Origin of the sequence: Pseudomonas kuykendallii (assembly GCF_900106975.1) — a bacterium.
GTDB classification, from domain to species: domain Bacteria; phylum Pseudomonadota; class Gammaproteobacteria; order Pseudomonadales; family Pseudomonadaceae; genus Pseudomonas_O; species Pseudomonas_O kuykendallii.
This window is the reverse complement of sequence record NZ_FNNU01000001.1, coordinates 1,068,353-1,095,340: the sequence shown is the minus strand read 5'-3', so window position 1 is coordinate 1,095,340 and position 26,988 is coordinate 1,068,353. Positions and strand designations below refer to the sequence as shown.

Sequence of the window (26,988 nt, the reverse complement as noted above, 5' to 3'; positions counted from 1 at the left end):
GGCCCTGGGCGAATCAACTCGGCAGCAGTTCGCGCAGGTCATCCAGCACCAGGTCCGGGTTTTCGTTCTCGATCGGCTCGCCGTGGTTGTAGCCGTAGCGCAGGCCGATGCAGGCCACCCCCGCCGCGCGCGCCGCGCGGATGTCGTTGCGCGAATCGCCGACGAACAGCGCCTGCGCCGGCTCGACCTCGGCCAGGCGCAGCACATGCAGCAGGCCGGCCGGGTCGGGTTTCTGCCGGGGCAGCGTGTCGCCGCCGACGATCCAGCGGAAATGGCTGCCCAGGCCGAGCTCATCAAGCAACGGTTCGACGAAGCGCTCGGGCTTGTTGGTGATCACCGCCAGCGTCACGCCCTGCGCCTTGAGCCAGGCCAGAGTGGGCGCCACGCCGGGATAGACGGTGGTCAGCGCGTGGCCGCCGGCATAGGCCTGCATGAACAGCCCCAGCGCATGCTCGGCCTCGCCGGCATCGACGCCGGCGTGATCCATCTGCCCGGCCAGGGCGCGGCGCACCAGCACCGGCGCGCCGTTGCCGATCCAGTCGCGCACCCGCACGATGCCGGCCGGCGCGCGGCCGAGCTGCAGTAGCATGGCGTCGATGGCGGCGGCGAGGTCGGGCACCGAGTCGACCAGCGTGCCGTCCAGGTCGAACATCACCAGGCGCGGCAGCGCCTCGGGAAACAGCCGCTGCAGTCCGTTCATCCGCGGGCCTGGGCAAGCTCGGCGCGCATCGCGTCGATCACCGTCTTGTAGTCGGGCTGGCTGAAGATCGCCGAACCGGCGACGAAGGTGTCGGCGCCGGCGGCGGCGATCTCGCGGATGTTGGCGACGTTCACCCCACCGTCGATCTCCAGGCGGATGTCGCGGCCGCTGGCGTCGATCAGCGCGCGCGCTTCGCGCAGCTTGTCCAGCGTGCCGGGGATGAACTTCTGCCCGCCGAAGCCGGGGTTCACGCTCATCAGCAGGATCATGTCGACCTTGTCCATCACGTACTTCAGCGCGTCCAGCGAGGTCGCCGGGTTGAACACCAGGCCGGCCTTGGCGCCGCCGCTCTTGATCAGTTGCAGCGAACGGTCGACGTGCTCGGAGGCTTCCGGGTGGAAGGTGATGTAGCTGGCGCCAGCCTCGATGAAGTCGCCGATGATGCGGTCCACCGGCTTGACCATCAGGTGCGCGTCGATCGGCGCGGTGACGCCGTACTTACGCAGCGCCGCGCAGACCATCGGGCCGATGGTCAGGTTGGGCACGTAGTGGTTGTCCATCACATCGAAGTGAACGATGTCGGCACCGGCGGCGAGCACCTTGTCGACGTCTTCGCCCAGGCGGGCGAAGTCGGCGGAAAGGATCGACGGGGCGATGGCGTAGGGTTGCATGGGGCACCTGCTGGGCTCGTCACGGAAGGCGCGCATTGTACCCGCTCCGCCCGGACAGACGTAGGCCGACGGTGCGCAGGGCGCCCCCAACGGAACGCAGACTCCAACGTAGGGTGCGCCGCGCGCACCGATACCCAGGCTTCGGTGCGGGAGCGCAAACGTCGTGCGCCACCTCGCGGTGCGCATGGCGCACCCTACGGACGAGCGTAGGGTGCGCCATGCGCACCATGACCGACGTTTCAGATACCGCCCAGGCAGAGGTACTTGATCTCCAGGTACTCATCGAGGCCGTATTTGGAGCCTTCGCGGCCAAGGCCGGAGGACTTCATGCCGCCGAACGGCGCGACCTCGGTGGAGATCAGCCCGGTGTTGATGCCGACCATGCCGTACTCCAGCGCCTCGGCGACACGGAACACGCGCGACAGGTCGCGGGCGTAGAAGTACGCCGCCAGGCCGAACTCGGTGTCGTTGGCCTGGCGTACCACGTCGGCCTCGTCATCGAAGCGGAACAGCGGCGCCAGCGGGCCGAAGGTTTCCTCGCGGGCCACGTCCATCTGCGCGGTGACGCCGGTGAGGATGGTCGGCTCGAAGAAGTTGCCGCCCAGCGCCTTGCCGCCGGCCAGTATCCGCGCGCCCTTGGCAGTGGCATCGGCCAGATGGCGCTGCACCTTGGCCACCGCGTTGGCGTCGATCAGCGGACCGGTGGTGACCCCCTCGCGGGTGCCGTCGCCGACCACCAGGCGCGAAACCGCGGCGGCCAGTTTTTCGGCGAAAGCGTCGTAGACGCCGGCCTGCACGTAGATGCGGTTGGCGCAGACGCAGGTCTGCCCGGCGTTGCGGTACTTGGAGATCATCGCCCCTTCCACCGCCGCGTCCAGGTCGGCGTCGTCGAAGACGATGAAGGGTGCGTTGCCGCCCAGCTCCAGCGAGAGCTTCTTCAGGGTCGGCGCGCACTGCTCCATCAGCTTGATGCCGACGCCGGTGGAGCCGGTGAACGACAGCTTGCGCACGATCGGGTTGGCGCACAGCTCGGCGCCGACCTCGCGCGAGCGCTGCGCGTCGGCGGTGATCACGCTGAACAGCCCGGCCGGAATGCCCGCGCGTTGCGCCAGCTCGGCCAGCGCCAGGGCGCTGAACGGCGTCTGCGGCGCCGGCTTGAGCACCATCGCGCAGCCCGCGGCCAGCGCCGGGCCGACCTTGCGGGTGATCATCGCCGCCGGGAAGTTCCACGGCGTGATCGCCGCGGTGACGCCCACCGGCTCCTTGGTGACGATGATGCGCTTGTCCGGCTGGTGGCCGGGAATGGTGTCGCCGTAGACGCGCTTGGCTTCCTCGGCGAACCACTCGAGGAAGGACGCGGCGTAGAGCACTTCACCGCGCGCCTCGCTGAGCGGCTTGCCCTGCTCGGCGGTCATGATGCGCGCCAGGTCTTCCTGGTTTTCCAGCATCAGCTGGCCCCAGCGGCGCAGCTTGAGCGAGCGCTCCTTGGCGGTGAGCTTGCGCCAGGCCGGTTGCGCGGCCTGGGCGGCGAGAACCGCGCGGCGGGTTTCGGAGCCGCCCATGTTCGGCACCGAGCCCACCGGCGAGGCATCCGCCGGGTTGAGGATTTCGGTGCGCTCGCCGGCATCGGCTTCGCACCATTCGCCGTTCAGATAGGCCTGCTGGCGCAGCAGGCTGGAGTCATTGAGTTGCATGCGGTTCTCCCGAAAGCGCGGCTCAGTGGTTTTGAACCGGGATGGCGTGCGGCGGCTCGGCGGTATCGGCATCCGGCAGCGGCGAGGTGTCGAGGTCGGCGCTGTCGAGGTCCTTGGCGAAGGTGCCGTCGTTTTCGCCGGTGAAGAAATGGCGGCCGTAGATGAGCAGGCAGAGCACGATGCCGATGGCGAACGCCCAGCTGGCGCCCTTGATCGCAAGTACCGCGGCGATCACCCCGGCGATGCCCAGGTCACGCTGGCTGCGCGCCTCCATGATGCCCAGGCGCACGCTGACGTAGCCCTGGATCAGCAGCGTCAGCGCCAGGGCAACGCCGAGGATCGGCTGCACCAGGGTCACCACCGGCAACAGCAGCAGGCCGGTGTTGGTGCCCCAGCGGAACGAGCCGCAGCCGCCGTAGATCGATTTCATCGCCTTCGGGCCGCCCTTGAAGCGCTCGGTGATCACCACCAGCATCGCCGCCCATTTCGGGCCGCACATGGCCACGTCCGGGCCGATCACGCTCATCAGCGCGTTGCGCGCGCCGAAGATCAGGTGCGAACGGTTGGCGTCGTAGTCGACCTTCTCGTCGCCGCGGCTGCGCTCGGCGTCGTCCAGCAATGCCTTGGCCGAGAGCACGTCGCCGAAGACGATGATGTACACGGCCAGCACGGTGGGGATGGTGGTGACGAACATGCTCAGCGAGGGCAGGCCTAGGCCGAAGATGGTGTATTCGTTCCACAAGGTGGCGAAGTCCGGCTTGCTCAGGCCCCACTGGATCTGCGGCCAGTGCGCTTCACCGAACAGCGGCGCGATGACCACCGCGAGCAGGATGATCGGCAGGATGCCGAGCTTGGCGAAGTTCCACCAGAACAGGTTGCGCACCTTCAGCTGCTGGAAGTGCTGGGAAAAGATCAGGTAGAAGGCCACGCCGATGGCGATCGAGATGGTCCACGGGAAGGTATCGAACTTGCCGCCGACGGCGAACACCGACGTCACCGCCGAAAGGCCGGCGCCGATGATGATCCCCGATTTGATCGCCGCCGGAATGAAGCCGATCACCTTGCTCGCCATTCCCGTGGCGCCGAGCACGATGGAGAGCAACCCGAGCATCATCTGGAAGGCGATCAATGCGTGCACCCGCTCCGGGCCCATCGGGAACTGCGCGCAGAAGGCCATCAGCAGCGGCACGGCCGGGGTGATCCAGCCCGGTACCACGGGGTCGCCGAGCAGGTGGTGGAGCAGGTACAGCAGGCCGTTGAGCATGACCACGGCCAGCGCCGCCTCGAAGGGCATGCCGAGGATCTCGGTCATCAGCGGGATCGCCGCGAGGTCGACCGCGCACATCAGCAGGCCCTGGAGGTAGTCCGGCATCTCGAACTTGTAATGGATGAACGGCAAACGGACCTTGAACGGCCCGAGCGGGATGTACGGCGACTCGGTCAGCGTATTCTGCGAGGACATGTGAACACCTTGTTATTGATTATTGGCAAGTGCTGGGCGACGCCGCGGCGTAGCGAACGCAGCGGCGCCCTGGGGTTACGCGGTATCAGTAGGCGGCGCGGTAGATCTGCTCGATGTCGCGAGCGTTGAACTTGCGCGGGTTGTTGCGCATCAGCCGGTCGATCTTGCTGGCCTCTTCGGCCATCTGCGGGATCGCATCCTCGGGTACGCCGAAGGCGCGCATGCCCTTGGGAATCTCCACCGCGGCGCACAGCGCGGCCATCGCCTGCACCGCACGCTCGGCGGCGTCGAGGTCGGACAGCCCGGCCACCGGCTCGCCCATGGCTTCGGCGATGTCACGGAAGCGCTCGACGCAGGCCAGCTTGTTCCAGGCCATCACGTAGGGCAGCAGCAGCGCGTTGCTCACCCCGTGGGCGATGTTGAAGCGGCCGCCCAGCGGGTAGGCCAGCGCGTGCACGGCACCGACGCCGGCGTTGCCGAAGGCCATCCCGGCCATCAGGCTGGCGGTGGCCATGTCTTCGCGGGCCTGGATGTCGTTGGGGTTGGCGTAGGCCTTGGGCAGCGACTTGGCGATCAGCTTGATCGCGCCGATGGCCAGCGAATCGGTGATCGGCGAGGCGTTCAGCGACAGGTAGGACTCGATCGCGTGCACCAGCGCATCGACGCCGCTGGCCGCGGTCACGCCGCGCGGGCAGGTCAGGGTCATCAGCGGGCTGACCAGCGCCACGTCGGGCAGCAGGTAGTCGGAGACGATGCCCTTCTTCAACTGCGCCTGCTTGTCGGAAAGGATCGCCACGTTGGTGACTTCCGAGCCGGTGCCGGCGGTGGTCGGGATGGCGATCAGCGGCGGGCCCTTGCGCTTCACCTGGTCGACGCCGAAGAGTTCTTCCAGTTTGCCCTCGTGGCCGGCGTAGGCGGCGACGCTCTTGGCGATGTCGATGGCGCTGCCGCCGCCGACGCCGATCAGCCCGTCGTGGCCGCCCTGGCGATAGGCCTGGGTGCAGTCTTCGACGATGGCGATTTCCGGCTCGGGCTTGACCTGATCGAAGACGCCGTAGCGGCGCCCGCCGAGCTGGCCGAGCACCTGGTCGACGGTGCCCGACTGCACGAGGATGGCGTCGGTGACGATCAGCGGGTTGTGGATGTTCAGGCGGGTCAGTTCGGCATCCAGCTGCTCGACGGCGGCGCGCCCGGTCAGCAGCTTGTTGGCGATCTTGAATGCGGCGATGGTCATCGGCTTCACCTTGTTGTTCGTTATGGGAGGTGGACGCCGACCATTGCCAAAGCTGTGCCAGATTGTCGCAGACCGCACTGCGCCTGGCGTGCAGCCCTCTCAAGCCCCTCGCGAACGCAGGGGCATGATTGGTTTTCTACTCGCCGAAGCGGGCATTGATTGAAAAGCTAATCGCTGCGCTCCCAGCGTTTCATCTTCTGCACCACCGTCGCCTGGCTCACGCCCAGCGCCTTGGCCGCCAGCCGGGTGGTCTTGTGGCGCTGCAGCGCCTGGCGGATCGCCAGCCGCTCGGCACGCTCGACGATGCGCCGCAGGTCGAGGTCGGCGCCCTCGGCCGGCAGCAGCCCCGCGCGGCATTCCTCCGGCAGGTCGAGGGTCTCGATGTGCGCGCCGGCGCAGGTCACCACCAGGCGCTCGACGACGTTGATCAGCTCGCGGATGTTTCCCGGCCAGGGGTAGTCGAGCAGCAGGTCGAGCGCCTCCAGGCTCCACTGCAGCGCGCGCCGATGCCGTGCGTTGAAGTGTTCCAGGTAGTAGTCGAGCAGCGGGCGGATCTCCTCGCGGCGCTCACGCAGCGGCGGAATGCCGATGGGCACCACGTTGAGCCGGTAGAACAGGTCGGCGCGAAAGCCGCCCTCGGCCACCATCCGCCGCAGGTCGCGGTGGGTGGCGGTGATCACGCGCACGTCGACTTCCTTCAGCTCCAGGCCGCCGACCGGAATGAAGCGGTTCTCCTCCAGCACCTTGAGCAGCTTCACCTGCAACGCCAGCGGCAGGTCGCCGATCTCGTCGAGGAACAGGGTGCCGCCGTTGGCCAGCTCCAGCAGGCCGCGCTTGCCCTTCGCCGAGGCGCCGGTGAAGGCACCGGGCGCGTAGCCGAACAGTTCGGCCTCGACCAGATGCTCGGGCAGCGCGCCGCAGTTCAGCGAGAGGAAGGGTTCGGCGGCGCGCGCGCTGGCGTTGTGGATGAACTGTGCGACCAGCGTCTTGCCGACCCCGGTCTCGCCCTGCAGCAGCACTTTCACGTCACTGGCGGCAACCTGCCGGGCCAACGCGAAAACCGCGCCGGCGACCTCCTGGCTGGCCACCAGCGGCGAGTGCAGCAGGTCGTCGCGCGGCCCGGCGTGCAACTGCGCGGTGCTGCTGCGCAACTGCTTGAGCTGCTGCAACTCGTCCCGCTCGTGCTTCATGCGCAGCAGCTCGGTCATGTCGCGCACCGCGCTGACCACGTAGCGGATGCGCCGGTCGGCCTCGAGGATCGGCGAGGCGCTGACCAGCAGTTGCTTGCCGTTGCCCAGGCTCTGCATCACCGAGAACGGCTTGCCTTCCTTGAGCACGCGCAGGGAAGCGGATTGCGAGATCACGCCCTCGCGCACCAGGTCCTGCATGTTGCGGCCGACCAGCTCGTCGCTGCTCAGCCCGGTCAGGCGCTGGTAGGCACGGTTGATCTTCAGCGTGGTGCCGGCGGCGTCGGTGATGTAGACGCCGTCGTGCAGGGCGTCGAGCAACTCTTCGAAACTGGGATCGTTGAGGTCCATGCGGCCTCTCCTGCCGGGCGGGCGGAAAAGCCGCAGAGTGTACCGGCCGAAGCGAGCAGTAGACACGCAGTGCGCACGGCGCACCCTACCCGCTCGCGCCGCGGGCCTGCCGTAGGGTGCGCCGCGCGCACCGAGCACAAAGCGCTACTCGGCGACCGCCGTGCGCAGTTTCTCGCTGCGCCCGCGCAGCCATTCCAGCGTCAGGAGCAGCACCACCGAGAAGCCGATCAGCAGGGTCGCCGCCGCGGCGATGGTCGGCGAGAGGTTCTCGCGGATGCCGCTGAACATCTGCCGTGGCAGCGTGGCCTGCTCGGGGCCGGCGAGGAACAGCGTCACCACCACTTCGTCGAACGAGGTGGCGAAGGCGAACAGTGCACCGCTGATCACCCCCGGCGCGATCAGCGGCAGGGTCACCCGGCGGAACGCGGTGAGCGGCGAGGCGCCGAGGCTGGCGGCGGCACGCACCAGGTTCTGGTTGAAGCCCTGCAGGGTCGCCGACACCGTGATGATGACGAAGGGCACGCCCAGCACCGCATGCACCAGGATCAGCGACAGGTAGCTGTTGCCCAGCCCGAGCGGGGCGAAGAACAGGTAGCTGGAGACACCGACGATCACCACCGGCACCACCATCGGCGAGATCAGCAGGCTCATCACCAGCGCCTTGCCGCGAAACTCGCCGCGGGTCAGGCCGATCGCCGCCAGGGTGCCGAAGAGCATCGCCAGCAGGGTCGCCGCCGGCGCCACGATCAGGCTGTTGGAGAGCGCGCGCATCCACTCGCTGGAACCGAAGAAATCGGCGTACCAGCGCAGCGAGAAGCCCTGCAGCGGATAGACCAGGAAGGTCCCGGCGTTGAACGACAGCGGGATGATCACCAGCACCGGCAGGATCAGGAACAGCAGCACCAGGCCGCAGAGCAGGCGCAGGGTGTAGAACCAGACGCGCTCGACGGGGGACATGTAGGGACTCAGCATTTCTCTCTCCTCAGCCCAGGCGCAGGCGGCCGGCGCCGACCAGCCAGCTGTAGACGACGTACAGGATCAGCGTGGCGAACAGCAGCAGGCCGCCGAGCGCCGTGGCCATGCCCCAGTTGATGGTGCTGTTGGTGAAGAAGGCGACGAAGTAGCTGACCATCTGGTCGTTCGGGCTGCCGAGCAGCGCCGGGGTGATGTAGTAGCCGATGGACAGGATGAACACCAGCAGGCAGCCGGCGCCGATACCGGCGACCGTCTGCGGGAAGTACACCCGCCAGAAGCTGGCGAACGGGTGGCAGCCCAGCGAAATGGCTGCGCGCATGTAGGTCGGCGAGATGCCCTTCATCACGCTGTAGATCGGCAGGATCATGAACGGCAGCATGATGTGGACCATGGCGATGTACACGCCGGTACGGTTGAACACCAGTTGCAGCGGCTGATCGATCAGGCCCAGCTTGAGCAGCGCGCCGTTGATCAGCCCACCCGACTGCAACAGCACGATCCAGGCGGCAACGCGCACCAGGATCGAGGTCCAGAACGGCAGCAGCACGAGGATCATCAGCAGGTTGCTGGTGCGCGTCGGCAGGTTGGCCAGCAGGTAAGCCAGCGGATAGGCCAGCGCCAGGCAGATCGCGGTGATCACCGCGCCCATCCAGAAGGTCCGCGCGAAGATGTCCAGGTAGATCGCCTGGTCCGGCGTCGCCGGTGCCACTTCGCCGAGGTCGTCGATGCGGTGATCGACGGCGGCGAGCAGGTAGAACGGGGTCAGGCTGCTGGCGTTGCGACGGATCGCCTGCCAGTAGGCCGGGTCGCCCCAGCGCTCGTCGAGCGCCTCGAGGGCGTCCTTGTAGGAGGCCGGTTCGTTCTTGAGCGGCAGCGCGCGGGCGGTCTTCGCCATCAGGCTGCGGTAGCCGGCCAGCTCCATATTCAGGCGTTTGGAAAGATCGCCGATGGTCTGGTTCTTCCGCGCCTCGGCGAGGTCGGCGGCCAGTGCCTGGTAGACCGGCTCATCGGGCAGCGCCTTGCCGTCCCAGCTGGCGATGGCCTCGACGGTGCGCGGCAGTGCGCCGACCACTTCCGGGTTGCTCAGGCTGCGGTAGAGCAGCGCGCCCATCGGCACCAGGAAGGTCAGCAGCAGAAAGATCAGCAGCGGCAGGATCAGCGCCTGGGATTTCAGGCGGTTCATCCGCTCGGCACGCGCCAGGCGCTGCTTCAGGGTTGGCCCGGTGGCCTCGGTCAGGGGTACGGCGATGGCCATGGTTACTCCACAGGGTTTGCGCGATGAATGACGCCGGCGGCGCGAACCGCCGGCGTGGAATGCAGTTGCAGGATGGGTCGAGCGCAGCGATACCCGTGCCGCCACCACGATGGGTATCGCAAGCTCAACCCATCCTACGCAGGCACTCGCCGCTTACTTCGCGGCCCAGGCGTTGAAGCGCTGTTCCAGTTGCTCGCCGAAGTCGGCCCAGAAGGCGACGTCCATGGCGACCTGGTCCTTGATGTTCTCAGGCGTGGTCGGCATGTTCTTCAGCAGCGCCTTGTTCAGCAGCGGCACCGCCTGGGTGTTGGCCGGGCCGTAGGCGATGTTTTCCGAATAGGTCTTCTGCTGCGCCGGTTGCACCGAATAGGCGATGAACTTGGCCGCTTCGTCCTGGTTCTTCGCGCCTTTCGGAATAGCCCAGGCGTCGAAGTCGTAGATGCCGCCGGTCCACACCACCTGCAGGTTGCTCTCCTTCTGCACGGCGGCGATGCGGCCGTTGTAGGCGGAACTCATCACCACGTCGCCGGAGGCGAGGAATTGCGGCGGCTGGGCACCGGCTTCCCACCACTGGATGCTCGACTTGATCTCGTCGAGTTTCTTGAAGGCGCGGTCCTGGCCTTCCTTGGTGGCGAGCACCTTGTAGACGTCCGCCGGGGCGGCGCCATCGGCCATCAGGGCGAATTCCAGGGTGTACTTGGCGCCCTTGCGCAGGCCGCGCTTGCCGGGGAATTTCTTGGTGTCCCAGAAATCCGCCCAGCCGGTCGGCGCGCTCTTCAGCTTGTCGGCGTTGTAGGCGAGCACCGTAGACCAGACGAAGAAGCCCACGCCGCACGGCTGGATGGCGCCGGGAACGAAGTCTTCGGTCTTGCCGAACTGCGCCGGGTCGAGTTCCTCGAAGAGGCCCTCGTCGCAGCCGCGGGCCAGTTCCGGCGACTCCACTTCCACCAGGTTCCAGGACACGCTGTTGGTGTCGACCATGGCTTTCACCTTGGCCATCTCGCCGTTGTACTCGCCGGCGATGATCTTGTTGCCGGTACTGCTCTGGTAGGGCGCGTAGAAGGCTTTTTCCTGTGCGGCCTTGTTCGCCCCACCGAAGGAAATCACCGTGAGGTCGGTAGCCATCGCGTGGGCCGCACAGGTCATGCCGAGGGCGAGGGCAGTCAGTTTCAGGCGGTTGGACATGTTCTTCTTCTCTCCTAGCTGCTAGTGGGATGAAACGTGACGCCTCACCGCTACTCGGCGGCGAGCGGGTCCAGGGCACGGACATGCTCGACGTGCCAGCCCAGCGGCAGCACGTCGCCCACGGCCAGGCTCGGGTCGAGTTCGGCGATCGGCTGCTTGACGAAGAAGTCGGCGTTGCCGCAGACCTCCAGGCGGATGCGCACGTGATCGCCGAGATAGATGAACTCCACCACGCGACCGGAGAAGCGGTTCGCGCAGTTTTCGCTGGTGCCGTTCAGGCGAACCCGCTCAGGGCGGATCGACAGGGTGACCGGCTCGCCGGGCTCGCCGACGTTCACCGCCAGCGCCTCGACCTTCTCGCCGCGCGCCAGGGCAACGGTGCAGCGATCGCCCTCGCGGCTGAGCAGCTTGCCGCCCAGGCGGTTGTTCTCGCCGATGAAGTTGGCGACGAAGGTGTTGCGCGGGAATTCGTAGAGTTCGCGCGGCGGGGCGATCTGCTGGATCTCGCCCTGATGGAACACCGCCACGCGGTCGGACATGGTCAGCGCCTCGCCCTGGTCGTGGGTCACGTAGACCACGGTGACACCGAGGCGCTCGTGGATGTGCTTGATCTCCATCTGCATGTGCTCGCGCAGCTGCTTGTCCAGAGCGCCGAGCGGCTCGTCCATCAGCACCAGCTGCGGCTCGAAGACCAGCGCGCGGGCCAGGGCCACGCGCTGCTGCTGGCCGCCGGAGAGCTGCGCCGGGTAGCGATGCCTGAAGGCGTCGAGCTGCACCATCGACAGCGCGCGCTTGACCCGCTCGCTGGCATCGCTGCGGTTCATACCGCGCACCGAGAGCGGGAACGCGAGGTTCTCGGCCACCGTCATGTGCGGGAACAGCGCGTAGTTCTGGAACACCATGCCGATGTCGCGCTTGTGCGGCGGCACATTGTTCAGGCTGCGCCCGGCGAGGAGGATTTCGCCGTTGGTGGGCGTCTCGAAGCCCGCCAGCATCATCAGGCTGGTGGTCTTGCCGGAGCCGGACGGCCCGAGCAGGGTGAGGAATTCGCCTTTGCGAATGTCCAGGTTGAGGTCTTTGACGATCAGCGACTCGCCGTCGTAACTCTTTTGCACACCGCGAAAACTGACCAGTGTGTCGCTGCCTTGAATCTCGGCCATGAACCGCACCCTTCTCTCTGTCGTATGCCGTGAGCAGAGACTAGAGAAGCGCGCCGCGCGGAAAAATCGGGCGCCAGGAGAGATTCGCATCAGCCGCGCGGAAGATGCCTTGTAGGCATCGCCCTACAGTACGAAAGGACAATCGACGCGCGGCGAATACCGCCCAGCCACCGCCGCACCGCTCTCCCGCAGGTGGGCTTCAGCCCACCTCTCACAAGGACATCGGCGTATCGCGTGGGCTGAAGCCCACCCTACCGCTGCCCGCCAGATTGGTACGGTCGAGCAGGCCGTAGGGTGAATCGCGCTTCATCGATCCACCGGGCGGTGCGACGGCGGATGAAGAGCGCCGGCTACGCGCCCCGAGCTGCGCGCCCCGGGCTGCGCGCCCCGATCCACCCCGCATCGGAAGGGGCGTCGGGTGGGTCGGTGTGCGAGTAGGCCCCAAGCCGGCGTCAAACCAGCTTGTGCTCCATCGCGTAGCGCACCAGGTCGGCCACCGAATGCGCGCCGAGCTTCTGCATCAGCCGCGCCTTGTGCGTGCTCACCGTCTTGCCGCTGACCGCCAGGTGCTGGGCGATCTCGTTGACGCCCTCGCCGCGCGCCAGGCGCTCGAACACCGAGAACTCGCGCTCGGACAACTGCGCGTGCGGCGGTCGCGAATCGGTCAGGCCGACCTCGAAGACCATCCGGTCGGCCAGCTCCGGGTCGATGTAGCGCCCGCCGGCGGCGACCTTGCGGATCGCCGTGAGCAGCAGCGCCGGGTCGCTGTCCTTGGTGGCGTAGCCGGCGGCGCCGATCTTCAGCGCCCGCGCGGCCATCTGCGCCTCGTCGTGCATCGACAGCACCAGCACCGCCGGCGGCCTGGCCAGCGCGCGAATCCGCGGGATCGCCTCCAGGCCATTGACGCCGGGCATCGAGATGTCCAGCAGCACCACTTCGCAGGGCGTCTGCCGCAGCACCTCCATCAGTTGCTCACCGTTGCCCGCCTCGCCGACCACCTGCAGGTCCCTGGCCAGGGCGATGAGCTGCTTGATGCCCTCGCGGACGATGGTGTGATCTTCGGCCACCAGAACCCGAATCATGCGATTTCCTCGTCCAAAGCGACCCGCACGCTGAGGGTCGTGCCCTCGCCGGGGCTGCTGTCGATGTGCAACTGGCCGCCGAGGATCAGCATGCGTTCGCGCATGCCGACCAGGCCGAAGGATTTGCCCTGCCCGGCATTCTCGCCGAAGCCCTGGCCGTCGTCGCTGACGCGCAGGCACAGGCAGCCCTGCTCGACGCTCAGGCGCACCTCGACGGTATGCGCGCGGGCGTGACGCATGACGTTGGTCAGCGCTTCCTGCAACACGCGGAACAGGCCGATGGCCTTGGCGTCGGACAGCGGCGGCAGGTGCTCGGGGACCTCGACCAGGCAGGGAATTCCGCTGCGCGCCTCGAAGCGCCGCGCCTGCCACTCGATCGCCGAGGCGATGCCGGCGTCGAGGATAGGCGGGCGCAGCGCGGTGGCCACGTCGCGCACCAGCTGGAACAGCTGGGCGATCAGCTTCTTCATGCTCTGCAGCCGCTCGCGCAGGCCGCCGTCGAGGTCGGCGTAGGCCAGTTCGCACATCGAGGTTTCCAGCTTGAGCACGGTGAGCATCTGCCCCAGCTCGTCGTGCACCTCGCGGGCGATGCGCGCCTTTTCCTCCTCGCGCACGCTTTCCAGGTGCGCCGACAACTGGCGCAGTTGGGCGCGGGATTCGGCCAGTTCGAGCTCGATACGCTTGTTCGCGCTGATGTCCCAGACCACGCCGTCCCACACCGCGCGACCGTCCTCGAAAAAGCGTGCGCCGGCCTTGATGTCGGCCCAGCGCAGCGAGCCGTCGCGGGTCAGGATGCGCCCCTGCCAGTGCCAGTCGCGGTCGTTGTCCAGCGCCGCCTTCTGCGTCGCGCGGTAGTCGTCGAGGTCATCGGGATGCACCAGCCCGCGAATCCCACGGCCGCGTTCGATCAGCTCGCTCGCCGCGTAGCCGACCAGCGCCTCGCTGCCCTCGCCGATGAAGGCGAATGCGGCCGGCGCCTGGGCGTGCGGGCGCTCCAGGCGGAACACCAGGCCCGGCACGTTGGAGGCGATGCCCTTGAGCCGCGCCTCGCTCTCCTGCAACGCGGCGAGGGCTCGGCGGCGCTCGGTGACGTCGCTGAGGAACACCACCAGGTATTCCGAATCGGCGAAACGCAGGAAGCTCAGCGACACGTCGGTCGGCAGCCAGCCGCCGTCGGCGCGGCGGCAGGCGGTCTCGAAACTCAGGCCGCCGCCTTCGTCGCTGCGCGCGCGACGCCACAGGCCGAGCCAGCGGTCCATGTTCAGCTGCGGATCGAAATCACCCAGCGGGCGCTCCAGCAGGGCGCCGGGCGGGTAGCCGAACATCGCCTCGGCGGCGCGGTTGGCGTAGCGGATGTGGCTGTCCCAGTTCACCCAGAGGATGCCCACGGTGCTCTGGTCGATGGAGAACTGGGTGAGGCGCAGCGCTTCCTCGGCGGCTTCGCGCAACTGGATCGCCAGCCGTGCCTCGGCCAGCCGTTTCTCCAGCCCGCGCTGCTGGCGACGCTGCCAATAGACGAGAAAAGCCGCGCAGCAGAACAGGATGCCGAGCAGCAGGCTGAGGTTCTGCCAGAAGCCGGGCGACTCGCCGAGCCGCGCATAGCGCGGTTGCAGCCAGCGTTCGTGCAACTGCTCCAGATCCTTGGCCGGCAGGCTGCGCAGCCCGGCGTCGACGATCGCCGAGAGCTGCGGCCAGTCGCGCCGGCTGGCGACACGCAGCAACTGCGGAAAGCCGACATCGCCGACCACCGCGAGCCCGGCGAACTCCGCCTCGCGGGACAGCCGGCCGAGCTGGGCCTCGTCGACCACGGCGTAGTCCACCTGCCGCTCGAGCAGCGCCCGCAACGCCTGGCGCTCGTTGTTCACCGCGACCTGGGCGATGGTGGGATAGGTGTCGCGCAGGTAATCGCTCACCGCGCTCGGCTGGCGCAGCGCCACGCTGACGCCGACCAGTTGCTCCATGTCCACCGCCGCGCCGCCCTCGCGCTCGCCGACCAACAGCTGCGGCACCCGCAGGTAGGGATCGGAAAACAGCCACAGGCGCAGCCCGGCCGGCGTCTGGCTGAGGCCCGGCGCGATGTCGATCTGCCCAGAGCGCAGGCCGCGCTCCAGGGCCGCGGCGTCCGGATAGCTGCGCCAGCTCAACTGCACCTGCAACGACGCCGCCAGTTGGTTCATCAGCTCGACGTTGAGCCCCGACAGCTGCTGGCGGCGGCGATCCAGCTCGGCATACGGCGCCTGCAGCACGATGCCGACGCGCAGTTGCGGATGCTCGCCCAGCCAGTCGCGCTGCGCGGCGCTCAGCGGCGGGTGCGCCGGCGCCGCCGCGGCGATCGCGGAAAGCGGCAGGCAGAGGACGAGGAGCAGCGAAAGCAGGCGGATCATGCGCGGGTTACCAGGACGGGCAGCCGGCATAGAGTACTCCAGAGGCCGCCGCGCCTGACAAATCGCCGGCGCGCCAGTACGCTGGGGCATCACCCACTCGCCCGTCCGGACCGCCGATGTCGCGCTCGATCCTGCCCCCGTTGTGCATCGCCCTGCTGCTTGGCGCCAGTGCCGTTCGCGGCGCGGAACCCGTGGCCGCGCCCGCCCTGCCGGTCGAGCGCGCGCCCCTGGAAGAACGCAGCCAGGACGAGGCCATCGCCCTGCAACGGCAATTGCCGACAGCCGAGCAGCAGCAGTTGGAGGCTGGCGGCGAGCACTTCCTCGCGCTCTGGAAGCCGGCCAACAGCCCCACCCCGAGCGGCCTGGTGATCCTGGTGCCCGGCGAGGGCGAGCACCCCGACTGGCCGCGGGTCGTCGGCCCGTTGCGCAGCAAGCTGGCCGACGCCGGCTGGCACACCCTCGCCCTGAGCCTGCCCGATCCGCTCGGCGACCCGTTGCAGGCGCGCCCGCCCGAAGCCATCGAACCGGCGAAGAAGGACGACGCGGCGAAAACCGACGCGCCGCCCACCACCGCCGCCGAGGAAACCCCGCCCGCCGCCTCCGCGGAGGACCAGCGCAAGGCACACGGCGATCGGGTGATGGCACGCATCCAGGCGGGTCTCGACTTCGCCACCGACAAGCAAGTGAAGACGGTCGTCCTCCTCGGCCACGGCAGCGGCGCCTGGTGGGCGGCGAGTTTCCTGGCCGAACGCAAGCCGGCGCAGATCCATCAACTGCTGATGGTGGAAGCCTCGATCCCGGCCGGCTACGCACCGCCGCTGGACGAGCTGGTGCCGCCGCTCAAGCTCGCCACCGGCGACTTCTATTACAAGGACCGCCAGGCCGATGCCGCCCTCGCGCGGCAGCAGGCCAGCAAGCGCCTGCAGCATCCGGCCTACGCGCTGATCGGCCTGAACGCCCTGCCGGCCAACCCCGACGCCGAGGAGGAACAGCTCGCCCGCCGCGTCCGCGGCTGGCTGACGCGCAATGTCGGGGAAGCCAAGAAGTGAGGCGTGCGTTCTGATGGGGGCGCATGGCGCACCCTACGCCAAGTAGCGCCGCGCCGTAGGGTGCGCCGCGCGCACCGTGACGCACACACCGAAGCAGCGCGAAACTCGCCTAACGAAGTCCCTGCCGCTCGCGCACCAGCGCATAGGCCGCATGCAACTCGCGGGTCTTTTCCGTGGCCTGGCGAACCTGGGCCTCACTGGCGCCGCCGCCGGCCAGCTTGTCCGGGTGATGCTGGCTGAGCAGCCGGCGGTAGGCGCGCTTGATCACCGCCAGGTCGCTGTCGGCGGGAATGCCGAGCAGCTTCAGGGCGCTTTCGTAGGCGTTCAATGTGCGCGGCGAAACGCCACCGGGTGCACGCTTCTTGCGCGGCTGCTGCAGGTCCTCCACCTCGGCGGCGGACAAGCCGAGCCAGCGCCCCCAGAGCAGGATCAGCTCGCGTTCGCGCTCACCGAGCTTGCCGTCGGCCAGCGCCATGCGCCAGCAGGCGCGCAGCAGCTCGCGCACCCGCTCCTGGTCGCCGCGCAAGCGCATCAGCGGTTTGCGCAGGCCCAGCTCGTCGCGCTTGCCCCGCGAGAACGCGGCGATCGCCCGTTTCAAGGCGGCGGCGTCCAGCCCCAGCCGGCGCATTTCCGCCCGCGCCTGCTCGATGTGCACTTCGAGCACGCGGCCCTCGCTCTTCGCCAGCCGCCCGAGCAGGACGAACAGCAGCTCCTCGGGTGGCAGCGCCGCGCCGCCGAGACGCTCGCGCAGGCCGGCCCAGGAGTCGATCTTCAGGCGCCGGTCCAGCACCTGCCCGAGGACCGCGCCGAGCAGCGCGCCCGGAATGCTCGCCACGGCCCAGCCGACGCCGGCGCCCAGAAAGGTGATCGGCCAGAAGAACACCTCAGCCCCGCGCCACGAGCAGGCGCTCGACATCGGCCAGGCGCTCGTGGGTGCCGACGTCGACCCAGGCTCCGACGTGCCGTTCGCCCGTGACCAGCCCCTCGCGCAGCGCCTGGCGCAGCAACGGCGCCAGCTTGAAGGCACCGTCCTCGCAACCGAGGAACAGCTGCGGGTCGATCACCGCGATGCCGCTGTAGGTCAGGCTCTCGCCCTCCTGCGCGTCGCCGACCAGGCCGTCGTGCAGGCTGAAATCGCCCTGCGGATGGTGCGCCGGGTTGTCCACCAGAAGCAGGTGGGCCAGGCCGTCGAGCGGCTTGCGCAGGGCGGCGAAATCGAAGTCGCCCCAGACGTCGCCGTTGACCAGCAGGAAGGGTTGATCGCCCAGCAGGGGCAACGCACGGAAGATGCCGCCACCGGTTTCCAGCGGCTCGCCCTCGGCGGAGTAGCGGATCGTCACGCCGAAGCGCGCGCCGTTGCCGAGGTAGTCCTCGATCTGCTGGCCGAGCCAGGCATGGTTGATCACCAGCTCGCGGAAACCGGCGGCCGCCAGCGCACGTACGTGATACTCGATCAGCGGCACGCCGCCGGCACGCACCAGCGGCTTGGGCGTGTGCAGGGTCAGCGGACGCAACCGCTCGCCCTTGCCGGCGGCGAGGATCATCGCCCTCATTGGCGTTTCTCCGGGTTCGGCAGGCTGGCGATCAGTTCGCCGAGTTCGGCCAGTTCCGGTCGCCGCGCGACCACCGCCTCGATGTAGCGGAAGAAGCGCGGCACGTCGCCGAGGTAGCGCGGCTTGCCGTCGCGGTGGCAGATGCGCGCGAAGATGCCGATCACCTTGAGGTGACGCTGCACGCCCATCAGGTCGCTGGCGCGCAGAAAGTCGTCCAGCTCGGCCTGCACCGCGATGCCGGCGGCGCGGGCGCTCTGCCAGTAGTCCTCCAGCCAGCCGCGCACGCGTGCTTCCGGCCAGCTGAGGAAGGCGTCCTTGAACAGGCAGGTGATGTCGTAGGTGACGGGGCCATAGACGGCGTCCTGGAAATCCAGCACACCGGGATTGGGTGTGCTGAGCATCAGGTTGCGCGGCATGAAATCGCGGTGCACCAGCACCTTCGGCTGCGCCAGGGCGCTGTCGATCAGCAGCGCGCTGATGCGCTGCCAGGCCGCCAGGCGTTCGCCGTCGAGGCTCACGCTCAGCTCGTGCTGCAGGTACCAGTCAGGGAAGAGCTGCAGCTCGCGGCGCAGCAGGGCGTCGTCGTAGTGCGCCAGATCGCCGTCCAGGGGCAGCCGCTGGAACGCCAGCAGGGCCTGCAGGGCATCCTCGAACAGCGCGTCGGCGTTGTCCGGATCGATCACCTCGAGGTAGGTCTGCCGGCCGAGATCGTCGAGCAGCAGGAAGCCGCGGTCGAGGTCGGCGGCGAGAATCTTCGGCACGTGAACACCGGCGCCGGCGAGCATTTGCGCCATCCGCACGAAGGGCCGGCAGTCTTCCTGTGGCGGCGGAGCGTCCATCAGGATCAGGCTGCGCCCCTCGCTTTCCCAGCGGAAGTAACGCCGAAAACTGGCGTCGCTGCTGGCGGGCGTGAGCCGTCCTCCTACCGGAGGAGCCCAGCCCAGACGGGCGCAGGCCTCGGGAAGGCACTGATCCAGCCAGGCGCTTATTTGTTGCAGACGTACATCTTCATCGGGCATTGCAGGGCTCTCCGACGGCGCTAGCCGTTGCGCGGGTCATGCTTTATTATCCAGCATCTTTTTCAGCCCATCGAGAGGCGTGCGGCCCCCCGCGGCCGATGGCGCGCAGGAAGCCTGGATTAATAAGATGGCAGTAAAGTCCCCCGCGTTTCGCAAGAAGTTTCCTCTGTTGGTGTCCGCAAGCCTGTTGGCCCTGCAGCCCGTCGCTACCCAATACGTTGTCGCCGCCGAGCAATACGATTGCCAGGCTTCCGCCGGCAGTTGGGCCTGCGCACCCAAAAGCGAGCCGGCGAACCTGCCTCCACGCCCGGTGCACAGCAACTCGGCGGTCAGCTCCACCGTCGGCACCACGGCCGCCGAGCCCGCGACGGCCGCCGCGGCGCAGCCCGCGAGCACCCGCCTGGTAACGGAGAACAAGGGCAAGGCCCTGACGGCGCGCAGTGCGGACTACAGCCACATCGACTGGGTCCCGCGTGAAAAGCTCACGCCTGCCCAGTTGGCCGAAGCCGGTCCTTACTGCGCCGGCGCCTATGTCGAGCCGCTGCGCCCGGGCATGGATGACAAGACGCCGCTGAGCGAAGCGCCGATGTTCGTTTCCGCCAAGGCCTCGCGCTACGAGCAGACCGAACAGGTTGCGACCCTCGCCGGCGACGTCGTGCTGCGCCAGAGCCATCTGCAGGTCGAGGCCGACGAAGCCAACCTGCACCAGCTGGAAAACAAGGGCGAGCTGGTCGGCAACGTGCGCTTGCGCGACAACGGTGCCCTGGTGGTCGGCGATCGCGCCGAGCTGCAGCTGGACAACGGCGAAGCCAAGATCGAGAACGCCGAGTACGTGCTGCACAAGTCGCACATCCGCGGCAGCGCGCAGTACGCCAAGCGTGAAGAGACCGCGATCATCCGCCTGAAGGACGGTACCTACACCCGCTGCGAACCGGGCGAGAACACCTGGTACCTGAAGGGCAACAACATCACCCTGAACCCGGCATCCGGTTTCGGCACGGCGACCAACGTGACCCTGCGGGTGAAAGACCTGCCGGTGTTCTACACGCCGTACATCCAGTTCCCGATCGACGACCGTCGCCAGTCCGGCTTCCTCCAGCCGAGCATCAGCAATTCCAGCGACACCGGCTTCTCGCTGCTCACGCCGTACTACTTCAACCTGGCCCCGAACTACGACGCCACGCTCTACCCGACCCTGATGACCAAGCGCGGTCTGCAGATGGAAGGCGAGGTCCGCTACCTGACCAAGAGCACCGAGGGCCAGGTCGGCGCCTCCTTCCTCAACGATGAGGAGGACCAGCGCAAGAACCAGTCGGAATACGAAGACACCCGCTGGATGTACAGCTGGCAGCACAAGGGCGGCCTGGATACTCGCCTGCTGAGCGAAGTCGATTACACCGAGATCAGCGACCCCTACTACTTCCAGGATCTGGAAACCCAGCTGGGCATCAACACCGGCGACTACCTCGACAAGCGCGGTACCCTGACCTGGCGCGGCGACAGCTACACAGCCCGCCTGAACGTGCAGGGCTACGAGCGCGCGACCGTCACCGACATCACCCCGTACGAGCGTCTGCCGCAGCTCACCCTGAACGGCACCCTGCCGTTCCAGCCGGCCGGCCTGAACTTCTCGTACAACACCGAGATCGTCCGTTTCGATCGCAACCTGCGTAGCGGCTTCTTCACCAACCGCGACGACCAGCTCGAGTCCTGGTACGACAATAACCTCAACGGACTGGCGCGCGCCGACGGCAACCGCCTCCACGTCGAGCCGGGCGTCAGCCTGCCGCTCAACTGGTCCTTCGGTTACCTCAAGCCGTCGGTCAAGTACGCCTACACCAAGTACGACCTGGATCTGGACGGCGAAGGCAAGGCCGACCTGGCCGCGGCCAACCAGACGTTCGATGATAGCGTCAGCCGTAGCGTACCGATCTACAGCGTCGACAGCGGCCTGTACTTCGATCGCAACACCCAGCTGTTCGGCAACGCCTACCGCCAGACCCTGGAACCGCGCCTGTTCTATCTCTACGTACCCGAGGAAGACCAGACCGACATTCCGGTGTTCGACACCAGCGAGAGCACCTTCAACTACGCCTCGCTGTTCCGCGAAAACCGCTTCTCCGGCAGCGACCGCATCGGCGACGCCAACCAGCTGTCGCTGGGCGTGACCAACCGCTGGATCGAGCCGAACGGTTTCGAGCGGCAGCGCTTCAGCATCGGCCAGGCGATCTACTTCGCCGACCGCAAGGTGCAGATGCCGGGCATCGACTACCGCGACCGCAACGAATCGCAGTCCTCGGTATCGCCCTACGCCCTGGAGTACATGTACCGCTTCAACCGCGACTGGCGCCTGACCTCGGACTTCAACTGGGACCCGGATTCGCGTGAAACCCGCTCCGGCAGCGCGATGTTCCACTACCAGCCGGAAGACAACCCGAACAAGGTGATCAACGCCGGCTACCGCTACCGCGCCGACACCGTTCGCTTCGACCAGGCGTCGGGCACCTGGGGTTACTCGCAGGACTTCGGTAGGCCGGGTGACCCGAACTACATCAAGGACTACTACAAGATCAGCCAGCACGACTTCTCGACCATCTGGCCGATCGTCCCGCAGTGGAGCGTCATCGCGCGCTGGCAGTACGACTACAACCGCAACCGTACGCTGGAGGCATTCGGCGGCTTCGAATACGACAGCTGCTGCTGGAAGCTGCGTCTGGTCAATCGCTACTGGATCGACTACGACGAAGCCAGCCTGAACCCGGACCGCAACGACGAAGCGGACCGCGGCATCTTCCTCCAGATCGTGTTCAAGGGCCTCGGTGGGGTACTTGGCAATGGTGTCGAGACTTTCCTCGACAAAGGCATCGAAGGTTATCGTGAACGTGAAGACCAAGCTTTCTGAGTGTCTGCGCCCGCTGCTGTTGGGCGCAGTGTTTGTCGGCACCCTGGCGCACGCCCAGGTGCAATCGCTGGACCGCGTGGTCGCCATCGTCGACAACGACGTGATCATGAAGAGCCAGCTGGATCAGCGCGTACGGGAAGTCGAGCAGACCATCACCAAACGGGGCGGCCAGCTACCACCCGAGAACGTGCTGGACCCGCAGGTGCTCGATCGCCTGATCATCGAGAACCTGCAGCTGCAGATGGGCGAACGCTCCGGCATCCGCATTGGCGACGACGAACTGAACGACGCGATCACCACCATCGCTCAGCGTAATGGCATGACCGTCGACCAGTTCCGCGCCGCGCTGAAGCAGGATGGCCTGTCGTTCGACGACGCCCGCGAGCAGGTCCGTCGCGAGATGATCATCAGCCGCGTGCGTCAACGTCGCGTGGCCGAGCGCATCCAGGTCACCGACCAGGAAGTGCAGAACTTCCTCGCCTCCGACATGGGCAAGATGCAGCTGTCCGAAGAGTTCCACCTGGCCAACATCCTGATTCCAGTTCCCGACGCCGCGTCGGCGGACGCCATCCAGGCCGCCGAGCGCCAGGCCCAGGATCTGCACGCGCAACTGCTCAAGGGGGCCGACTTCGCCCAGCTGTCCATCGCCCACTCCGCCAGCGAGAACGCGCTGGAAGGTGGCGACATGGGCTGGCGCAAGGCCGCCCAGTTGCCCCAGCCGTTCGACACCATGATCGGTGCGATGAGCCCGGGCGAGGTCACCGAACCGCTGCGCACGCCGGGCGGCTTCATCATCCTCAAGCTGGTCGAGAAGCGCGGTGGCGACACCCAGGTTCGTGACGAAGTGCATGTCCGCCACATCCTGATCAAGCCCAGCGAAATCCGCAGCGAAGCCGAGACCCAGCGCCTCGCCGAGCGTCTCTACGAGCGCATCCGCGCGGGTGAGGATTTCGCCGAGCTGGCGAAGAATTTCTCCGAAGACCCGGGCTCCGCGCTCAACGGCGGCGACCTGAACTGGGTCGACCCCAACGCGCTGGTTCCCGAATTCCGTCAGGTGATGACGGACACGCCCAGCGGGCAGGTGTCGAAACCGTTCAAGAGCCCGTACGGCTGGCACGTGCTGGAAGTGCTCGGACGCCGCGCCACCGACAACAGCGCGCAGTTCCGCGAGCAACAGGCGATGAACGCGCTGCGCAATCGCAAGTACGACGAGGAACTGCAAGCCTGGCTGCGGCAGATCCGCGACGAGGCTTACGTGGAGATCAAACTCTGAGGGGCAACCCGCAGCGTTGAAAAAGCCCGGCAGCCGCCGGGCTTTTTCGTTTTCGCGGCCCTCAGGTTTACAGTAGTGCCCCTGCCACCAGAGAGTCTTCCAATGACCGCTCAACCCGTTTTTGCGCTTACCCCGGGCGAACCCGCCGGCATCGGCCCGGACCTCTGCCTGCTGCTGGCCGGGCAGGCGCAGCCACATCCGTTTGTGGCCATCGCCAGCCTCGCGCTGCTTGGCGAACGTGCGCTCCAGCGGGCGCTGAACGTCGAGCTGATTCCCGTCGGGCCTGGCCAATGGCCGAAAAAAGCCGCGCCGGCCGGCAGCCTCTACGTCTGGGATACGCCGCTACGCGCCCCGGTGAGCGCGGGCCAGCTCGACGCCGCGAATGCGGCCTACGTGCTGGAAACCCTGACCCGCGCCGGCCAGGGCTGCCTGGCCGGCGATTTTGCCGGAATGATCACCGCGCCGGTGCACAAGGGCGTGATCAACGATGCCGGCATCGCGTTCTCCGGGCACACCGAGTTTCTCGCCGACCTCACCGGCACCGAGCAGGTGGTGATGATGCTGGCCACGCGCGGCCTGAGGGTGGCGCTGGTGACCACTCACCTGCCGCTCAGGGAGGTCGCCGATGCAATCACCGCCGAGCGCCTGACGCGCGTCACGCGCATCCTGCATGCCGACCTGCGCGACAAGTTCGGCATCGTCCGGCCGCGCATCCTCGTGTGCGGCCTCAATCCCCATGCCGGCGAAGGCGGTCATCTCGGGCGCGAGGAAATCCAGGTGATCGAGCCGACCCTGGAGCAACTGCGCGCGGAGGGGATCGACCTGATCGGCCCGCTGCCCGCCGACACGCTGTTCACGCCCAAGCACCTCGAGCAATGCGACGCGGTACTCGCCATGTACCACGACCAGGGCCTGCCGGTGCTCAAGTACAAGGGCTTCGGCGCGGCGGTGAACGTCACCCTGGGCCTGCCGATCATCCGCACCTCGGTCGACCACGGCACCGCGCTGGACCTCGCCGGCAGTGGCCGGATCGACAGTGGCAGCCTGGCGGTCGCCCTGGAAACCGCCTACCAGATGGCTGAAGCCAGCGTCGCGCGGCGCTGAGAGGGCCGTTTCCGGCTGCGGGCTGCGCCCCGGCGAATCGGCGCCTGGGGCAATGCTGCTAAACTGCGCGCCTTCGTCGTTTCGCTTCCGCTCTGGCCTGTCGCCTGCAGCCGAAGCCTGGAGCCTTTTCGCAATGTCCGAGTACCAACACCGCGCCCGCAAACGCTTCGGCCAGAACTTCCTGCACGATGCCGGGGTTATCCACCGCATCCTGCGCGGCATTCATCCCCGCGAAGGCGAGCGCCTGGTGGAGATCGGCCCCGGCCAGGGCGCCCTCACCGAAGGCCTGCTCGGCAGCGGCGCGCGGCTGGACGTGGTCGAGCTGGACCTCGACCTGATCCCGATCCTGCGCGAGCGCTTCGGCAACCTGCCGAACTTCAGCCTGCACCAGGGCGACGCGCTGAAGTTCGACTTCACCCGCCTGAGCGATCAGCCGCACAGCCTGCGCGTGGTCGGCAACCTGCCCTACAACATCTCGACCCCGCTGATCTTCCACTTGCTCGATCACGCCGGGCTGATCCGTGACATGCACTTCATGCTGCAGAAGGAGGTCGTCGAGCGCCTCGCCGCCGGCCCCGGCGGCGGCGACTGGGGCCGCCTGTCGATCATGGTGCAGTACCACTGCCGCGTGGAGCACCTGTTCAACGTCGGCCCGGGAGCCTTCAACCCACCCCCCAAGGTCGACTCCGCCATCGTTCGCCTGGTGCCGCACGAGGTCCTTCCATTCCCGGCCAGGGATCATCGCCAGCTCGAGCGCGTGGTCCGCGACGCCTTCAACCAGCGCCGCAAGACCCTGCGCAACACGCTCAAGGGCCTGCTCGATGCCCAGGCGATCGAAGCCGCCGGCGTGGATGGCAGCCTGCGCCCGGAACAGCTCGACCTCGCCGCCTTCGTTCGCCTCGCCGACAAGCTCTGCGAGCAGACAAGCACCGCCTAACCCCCTAGACTCGCCAGAGACACCTTCGAGTTCTTCCGCATGCCCGATCCGCGTTACCACATCGACGTCACGGTGATTTCGCGCTTCCTCCCCGAGCAGTCCCAGCCGGAGCAGGAACGTTTCGCCTTCGCCTATACCGTCACCCTGAGTAATGCCGGCGAGCTGCCGGCCAAGCTCCTCTCGCGCCACTGGGTGATCACCGACGGCAACGGCAATGTGCAGGAAGTGCGCGGTTCCGGGGTCATCGGCCAGCAGCCGCGCCTGGAGCCCGGGCAGAGCCACACCTACAGCAGCGGCACTCTGATGACCACGCGGGTCGGCAACATGCACGGCAGCTATCAGATGCTGGCCGACGACGGCACCCGCTTCGAGGCACCGATAGCGCCCTTCCGCCTGGCGGTGCCCGGAGCCCTGCACTGATGGCGGTGTATGCCGTCGGCGACCTGCAAGGCTGCCTCGATCCGCTGAAATGCCTGCTCGAACGGGTCGCCTTCGACCCGCTCAAGGACCGCCTGTGGCTGGCCGGCGACCTGGTCAACCGCGGCCCGCAATCGCTGGAGACGCTGCGTTACCTGTACGCCATGCGTGACGCGCTGGTCGTCGTCCTGGGCAACCACGACCTGCACCTGCTGGCGGTCGCGCACAACGTCGAACGGCTGAAGAAGCAGGACACCCTGCGCGAAATCCTCGACGCGCCCGACCGTCAGGATCTGATCGACTGGTTGCGTCGGCAGAAGCTCGTCCACCACGATCCGGCGCTCGGCTTCGCCATGGTCCATGCCGGCATTCCGCCGCAATGGACGCTGAAGAAGGCGCTCAAGCGCGCGGCCGAGGTCGAGGACGTCATGCGTGACGACCAACTGCTGCCGCTGTTCCTCGACGGCATGTATGGCAACGAGCCGGCGAAGTGGAACAGCGACCTCGAAGGCGTCGCCCGGCTGCGCACCATCACCAACTATTTCACCCGCATGCGCTTCTGCACCGCGGACGGTACGCTGGACCTGAACAGCAAGGAAAGCGCCGACAACCCGCCGCCCGGTTTCGCCCCCTGGTTCAGCTTCCCGGAGCGCAAGACCCTCGGTCAGAAGCTGATCTTCGGCCACTGGGCGGCGCTCGAGGGGCGCTGCGACGAGCCGGGCCTGTTCGCCCTGGACACCGGCTGCGTATGGGGTGGCAGTCTGACGCTACTCGACCTGGGCAGCGGCCAGCGCCATCATTGCGATTGTCAGTAACCGTCAGCGAGCCTCCCCATGACCGAGTTCAAACGCATTCCCCCGCAACAGGCACAGACGCTGCGCGAACAGGGCGCGGTGGTGGTCGACGTGCGCGATCCGCAGAGCTTCGCGGCCGGCCACATCAGTGGCTCGCGGCACCTGGACAACTACTCCCTGGCCGACTTCATCGCCCAGGCCGATCTCGATAAGCCCCTGATCGTCACCTGTTACCACGGCAACTCCAGCCAGGGCGCGGCCGCCTATCTGGTCAACCAGGGCTTCGCCGAGGTGTACAGCCTGGATGGCGGATTCGAGCTCTGGAGGCTCACCTACCCCGAACAAACCTCCCAGGCGCACGCCGAATAATTTTTTTGCAATGACGCAATGCCTTGTCCCGCCTGGTCTTCCGCTGCGCGGGGAAGGAGCGCAATATGAGGACAAGCTTCAGCGTTCTTGATCATCGCGATATCGAACTATCCTTCACTGCAGGCCATCCATATCAGGGGAAAAGCCGGCCCACCGGCTACCGGAGCGGGAGCGACCTTTTAGGTGTACTGGGGGATTGATCGGCCGACTTGTCGACTGATTGCCAGCGCC

At 67.4% G+C, this 26,988-nt stretch carries 23 protein-coding genes; 8 read left to right on the top strand and 15 right to left on the bottom strand.

The genetic code is table 11. The annotated features are described in order from the left end of the window. Positions 1-13: 13 nt before the first annotated feature. From BLV15_RS04945 to BLV15_RS04890, 12 genes are all read right to left on the bottom strand, one after another. Positions 14-700 carry a phosphoglycolate phosphatase gene (locus tag BLV15_RS04945; protein ID WP_175534284.1) on the bottom strand — a complete coding sequence of 229 codons (687 nt, stop codon included), beginning with the start codon at positions 698-700 and terminating at the stop codon, positions 14-16. Then, entirely contained in the window at positions 697-1,371 is a 675-nt protein-coding gene (rpe, locus tag BLV15_RS04940) for a ribulose-phosphate 3-epimerase (RefSeq protein ID WP_090225109.1), read from the bottom strand. The genes BLV15_RS04945 and rpe overlap by 4 nt, the downstream gene beginning before the upstream one ends. 239 nt (positions 1,372-1,610) lie before the next feature. After that, on the bottom strand, positions 1,611-3,065 hold the full coding sequence (gene gabD / locus BLV15_RS04935; protein WP_090225107.1) for an NADP-dependent succinate-semialdehyde dehydrogenase: 1,455 nt from the start codon (positions 3,063-3,065) through the stop codon (positions 1,611-1,613). A 22-nt stretch (positions 3,066-3,087) separates the two neighbouring features. Further along, positions 3,088-4,527 carry a hypothetical protein gene (locus tag BLV15_RS04930; protein ID WP_090225106.1) on the bottom strand — a complete coding sequence of 480 codons (1,440 nt, stop codon included), beginning with the start codon at positions 4,525-4,527 and terminating at the stop codon, positions 3,088-3,090. Positions 4,528-4,612: 85 nt separating this feature from the next. Then, positions 4,613-5,761 carry an iron-containing alcohol dehydrogenase gene (locus BLV15_RS04925; protein WP_090225104.1) on the bottom strand — a complete coding sequence of 383 codons (1,149 nt, stop codon included), beginning with the start codon at positions 5,759-5,761 and terminating at the stop codon, positions 4,613-4,615. 167 nt (positions 5,762-5,928) lie between these two features. Further along, positions 5,929-7,299, bottom strand: coding sequence for a sigma-54 interaction domain-containing protein (locus BLV15_RS04920; RefSeq protein ID WP_090225102.1), 1,371 nt, complete (start codon positions 7,297-7,299; stop codon positions 5,929-5,931). A gap of 144 nt (positions 7,300-7,443) precedes the next feature. Further along, a complete protein-coding gene (locus BLV15_RS04915; protein WP_090225101.1) occupies positions 7,444-8,271 on the bottom strand; it encodes an ABC transporter permease in 828 nt (275 codons plus the stop codon). Between the two features lie 10 nt (positions 8,272-8,281). After that, positions 8,282-9,529 (bottom strand): ABC transporter permease, encoded by a 1,248-nt coding sequence (locus tag BLV15_RS04910; RefSeq protein WP_090225099.1) that lies wholly within the window; start codon positions 9,527-9,529, stop codon positions 8,282-8,284. Positions 9,530-9,682: 153 nt separating this feature from the next. Next, positions 9,683-10,714 carry an ABC transporter substrate-binding protein gene (locus tag BLV15_RS04905; protein ID WP_090225098.1) on the bottom strand — a complete coding sequence of 344 codons (1,032 nt, stop codon included), beginning with the start codon at positions 10,712-10,714 and terminating at the stop codon, positions 9,683-9,685. Between the two features lie 50 nt (positions 10,715-10,764). Next, positions 10,765-11,874, bottom strand: a complete 1,110-nt coding sequence (locus tag BLV15_RS04900; protein WP_090225227.1) for an ABC transporter ATP-binding protein — start codon at positions 11,872-11,874, stop codon at positions 10,765-10,767. Between the two features lie 452 nt (positions 11,875-12,326). Beyond that, positions 12,327-12,956, bottom strand: a complete 630-nt coding sequence (locus BLV15_RS04895; protein WP_090225096.1) for a response regulator — start codon at positions 12,954-12,956, stop codon at positions 12,327-12,329. Then, positions 12,953-15,340, bottom strand: coding sequence for a PAS domain-containing sensor histidine kinase (locus BLV15_RS04890; protein ID WP_090225094.1), 2,388 nt, complete (start codon positions 15,338-15,340; stop codon positions 12,953-12,955). The genes BLV15_RS04895 and BLV15_RS04890 overlap by 4 nt, the downstream gene beginning before the upstream one ends. 116 nt (positions 15,341-15,456) lie before the next feature. Here BLV15_RS04890 and BLV15_RS04885 point away from each other — a divergent pair, with 116 nt between their 5' ends. Further along, positions 15,457-16,389 (top strand): alpha/beta hydrolase family protein, encoded by a 933-nt coding sequence (locus tag BLV15_RS04885; protein ID WP_090225093.1) that lies wholly within the window; start codon positions 15,457-15,459, stop codon positions 16,387-16,389. A 109-nt stretch (positions 16,390-16,498) separates the two neighbouring features. Here BLV15_RS04885 and BLV15_RS04880 read toward each other — a convergent pair whose 3' ends face one another. Genes BLV15_RS04880 through BLV15_RS04870 form a run of 3 tightly spaced genes read right to left on the bottom strand, consistent with a single transcriptional unit; the run spans position 16,499 to position 18,961 of the window. Next, positions 16,499-17,305 (bottom strand): TerB family tellurite resistance protein, encoded by an 807-nt coding sequence (locus BLV15_RS04880; protein ID WP_090225091.1) that lies wholly within the window; start codon positions 17,303-17,305, stop codon positions 16,499-16,501. Then, positions 17,274-17,942, bottom strand: a complete 669-nt coding sequence (gene murU, locus BLV15_RS04875) for an N-acetylmuramate alpha-1-phosphate uridylyltransferase MurU (protein WP_090225089.1) — start codon at positions 17,940-17,942, stop codon at positions 17,274-17,276. Before murU ends, BLV15_RS04880 begins: the two co-directional genes overlap by 32 nt. Further along, the gene (locus BLV15_RS04870) at positions 17,939-18,961 is read right to left on the bottom strand and encodes an aminoglycoside phosphotransferase family protein (protein ID WP_090225087.1); all 1,023 of its coding nucleotides are present in this window, start codon (positions 18,959-18,961) and stop codon (positions 17,939-17,941) included. The genes murU and BLV15_RS04870 overlap by 4 nt, the downstream gene beginning before the upstream one ends. 127 nt (positions 18,962-19,088) lie before the next feature. Here BLV15_RS04870 and BLV15_RS04865 point away from each other — a divergent pair, with 127 nt between their 5' ends. The 7 genes from BLV15_RS04865 (at position 19,089) to glpE (ending at position 26,757) form a co-directional block, all read left to right on the top strand. Then, a complete protein-coding gene (locus BLV15_RS04865) occupies positions 19,089-21,863 on the top strand; it encodes an LPS-assembly protein LptD (RefSeq protein WP_090225086.1) in 2,775 nt (924 codons plus the stop codon). Next, entirely contained in the window at positions 21,844-23,136 is a 1,293-nt protein-coding gene (locus BLV15_RS04860; RefSeq protein ID WP_175534297.1) for a peptidylprolyl isomerase, read from the top strand. The genes BLV15_RS04865 and BLV15_RS04860 overlap by 20 nt, the downstream gene beginning before the upstream one ends. Positions 23,137-23,238: 102 nt before the next feature. Further along, positions 23,239-24,240: a 4-hydroxythreonine-4-phosphate dehydrogenase PdxA gene (gene pdxA, locus BLV15_RS04855; protein ID WP_090225082.1), complete on the top strand. Its 1,002-nt coding sequence runs from the start codon at positions 23,239-23,241 to the stop codon at positions 24,238-24,240. A gap of 133 nt (positions 24,241-24,373) precedes the next feature. Beyond that, entirely contained in the window at positions 24,374-25,177 is an 804-nt protein-coding gene (rsmA, locus tag BLV15_RS04850; protein ID WP_090225081.1) for a 16S rRNA (adenine(1518)-N(6)/adenine(1519)-N(6))-dimethyltransferase RsmA, read from the top strand. A gap of 39 nt (positions 25,178-25,216) precedes the next feature. Then, complete coding sequence (gene apaG, locus BLV15_RS04845) at positions 25,217-25,597, top strand: Co2+/Mg2+ efflux protein ApaG (protein WP_090225079.1); 381 nt, start codon at positions 25,217-25,219, stop codon at positions 25,595-25,597. Continuing rightward, positions 25,597-26,409 (top strand): symmetrical bis(5'-nucleosyl)-tetraphosphatase, encoded by an 813-nt coding sequence (locus BLV15_RS04840; protein ID WP_090225077.1) that lies wholly within the window; start codon positions 25,597-25,599, stop codon positions 26,407-26,409. The genes apaG and BLV15_RS04840 overlap by 1 nt, the downstream gene beginning before the upstream one ends. A gap of 18 nt (positions 26,410-26,427) precedes the next feature. Beyond that, positions 26,428-26,757 carry a thiosulfate sulfurtransferase GlpE gene (glpE, locus tag BLV15_RS04835; RefSeq protein WP_090225076.1) on the top strand — a complete coding sequence of 110 codons (330 nt, stop codon included), beginning with the start codon at positions 26,428-26,430 and terminating at the stop codon, positions 26,755-26,757. The last annotated feature ends 231 nt before the right edge of the window (positions 26,758-26,988 follow it).

Coding starts and splice junctions, on each gene's coding strand:
- gabD (WP_090225107.1), bottom strand. CDS start 3,065: ATGCAACTCAATGACTCCAGCCTGCTGCGCCAGCAGGCCTATCTGAAC.
- BLV15_RS04925 (WP_090225104.1), bottom strand. CDS start 5,761: ATGACCATCGCCGCATTCAAGATCGCCAACAAGCTGCTGACCGGGCGC.
- murU (WP_090225089.1), bottom strand. CDS start 17,942: ATGAGGGCGATGATCCTCGCCGCCGGCAAGGGCGAGCGGTTGCGTCCG.
- BLV15_RS04895 (WP_090225096.1), bottom strand. CDS start 12,956: ATGATTCGGGTTCTGGTGGCCGAAGATCACACCATCGTCCGCGAGGGC.
- BLV15_RS04930 (WP_090225106.1), bottom strand. CDS start 4,527: ATGTCCTCGCAGAATACGCTGACCGAGTCGCCGTACATCCCGCTCGGG.
- BLV15_RS04945 (WP_175534284.1), bottom strand. CDS start 700: ATGAACGGACTGCAGCGGCTGTTTCCCGAGGCGCTGCCGCGCCTGGTG.
- pdxA (WP_090225082.1), top strand. CDS start 23,239: ATGACCGCTCAACCCGTTTTTGCGCTTACCCCGGGCGAACCCGCCGGC.
- BLV15_RS04910 (WP_090225099.1), bottom strand. CDS start 9,529: ATGGCCATCGCCGTACCCCTGACCGAGGCCACCGGGCCAACCCTGAAG.
- BLV15_RS04840 (WP_090225077.1), top strand. CDS start 25,597: ATGGCGGTGTATGCCGTCGGCGACCTGCAAGGCTGCCTCGATCCGCTG.
- apaG (WP_090225079.1), top strand. CDS start 25,217: ATGCCCGATCCGCGTTACCACATCGACGTCACGGTGATTTCGCGCTTC.
- BLV15_RS04920 (WP_090225102.1), bottom strand. CDS start 7,299: ATGGACCTCAACGATCCCAGTTTCGAAGAGTTGCTCGACGCCCTGCAC.
- glpE (WP_090225076.1), top strand. CDS start 26,428: ATGACCGAGTTCAAACGCATTCCCCCGCAACAGGCACAGACGCTGCGC.
- BLV15_RS04880 (WP_090225091.1), bottom strand. CDS start 17,305: ATGTCGAGCGCCTGCTCGTGGCGCGGGGCTGAGGTGTTCTTCTGGCCG.
- BLV15_RS04890 (WP_090225094.1), bottom strand. CDS start 15,340: ATGATCCGCCTGCTTTCGCTGCTCCTCGTCCTCTGCCTGCCGCTTTCC.
- BLV15_RS04885 (WP_090225093.1), top strand. CDS start 15,457: ATGTCGCGCTCGATCCTGCCCCCGTTGTGCATCGCCCTGCTGCTTGGC.
- BLV15_RS04900 (WP_090225227.1), bottom strand. CDS start 11,874: ATGGCCGAGATTCAAGGCAGCGACACACTGGTCAGTTTTCGCGGTGTG.
- BLV15_RS04865 (WP_090225086.1), top strand. CDS start 19,089: ATGGCAGTAAAGTCCCCCGCGTTTCGCAAGAAGTTTCCTCTGTTGGTG.
- BLV15_RS04870 (WP_090225087.1), bottom strand. CDS start 18,961: ATGCCCGATGAAGATGTACGTCTGCAACAAATAAGCGCCTGGCTGGAT.
- BLV15_RS04905 (WP_090225098.1), bottom strand. CDS start 10,714: ATGTCCAACCGCCTGAAACTGACTGCCCTCGCCCTCGGCATGACCTGT.
- BLV15_RS04915 (WP_090225101.1), bottom strand. CDS start 8,271: ATGCTGAGTCCCTACATGTCCCCCGTCGAGCGCGTCTGGTTCTACACC.
- rsmA (WP_090225081.1), top strand. CDS start 24,374: ATGTCCGAGTACCAACACCGCGCCCGCAAACGCTTCGGCCAGAACTTC.
- rpe (WP_090225109.1), bottom strand. CDS start 1,371: ATGCAACCCTACGCCATCGCCCCGTCGATCCTTTCCGCCGACTTCGCC.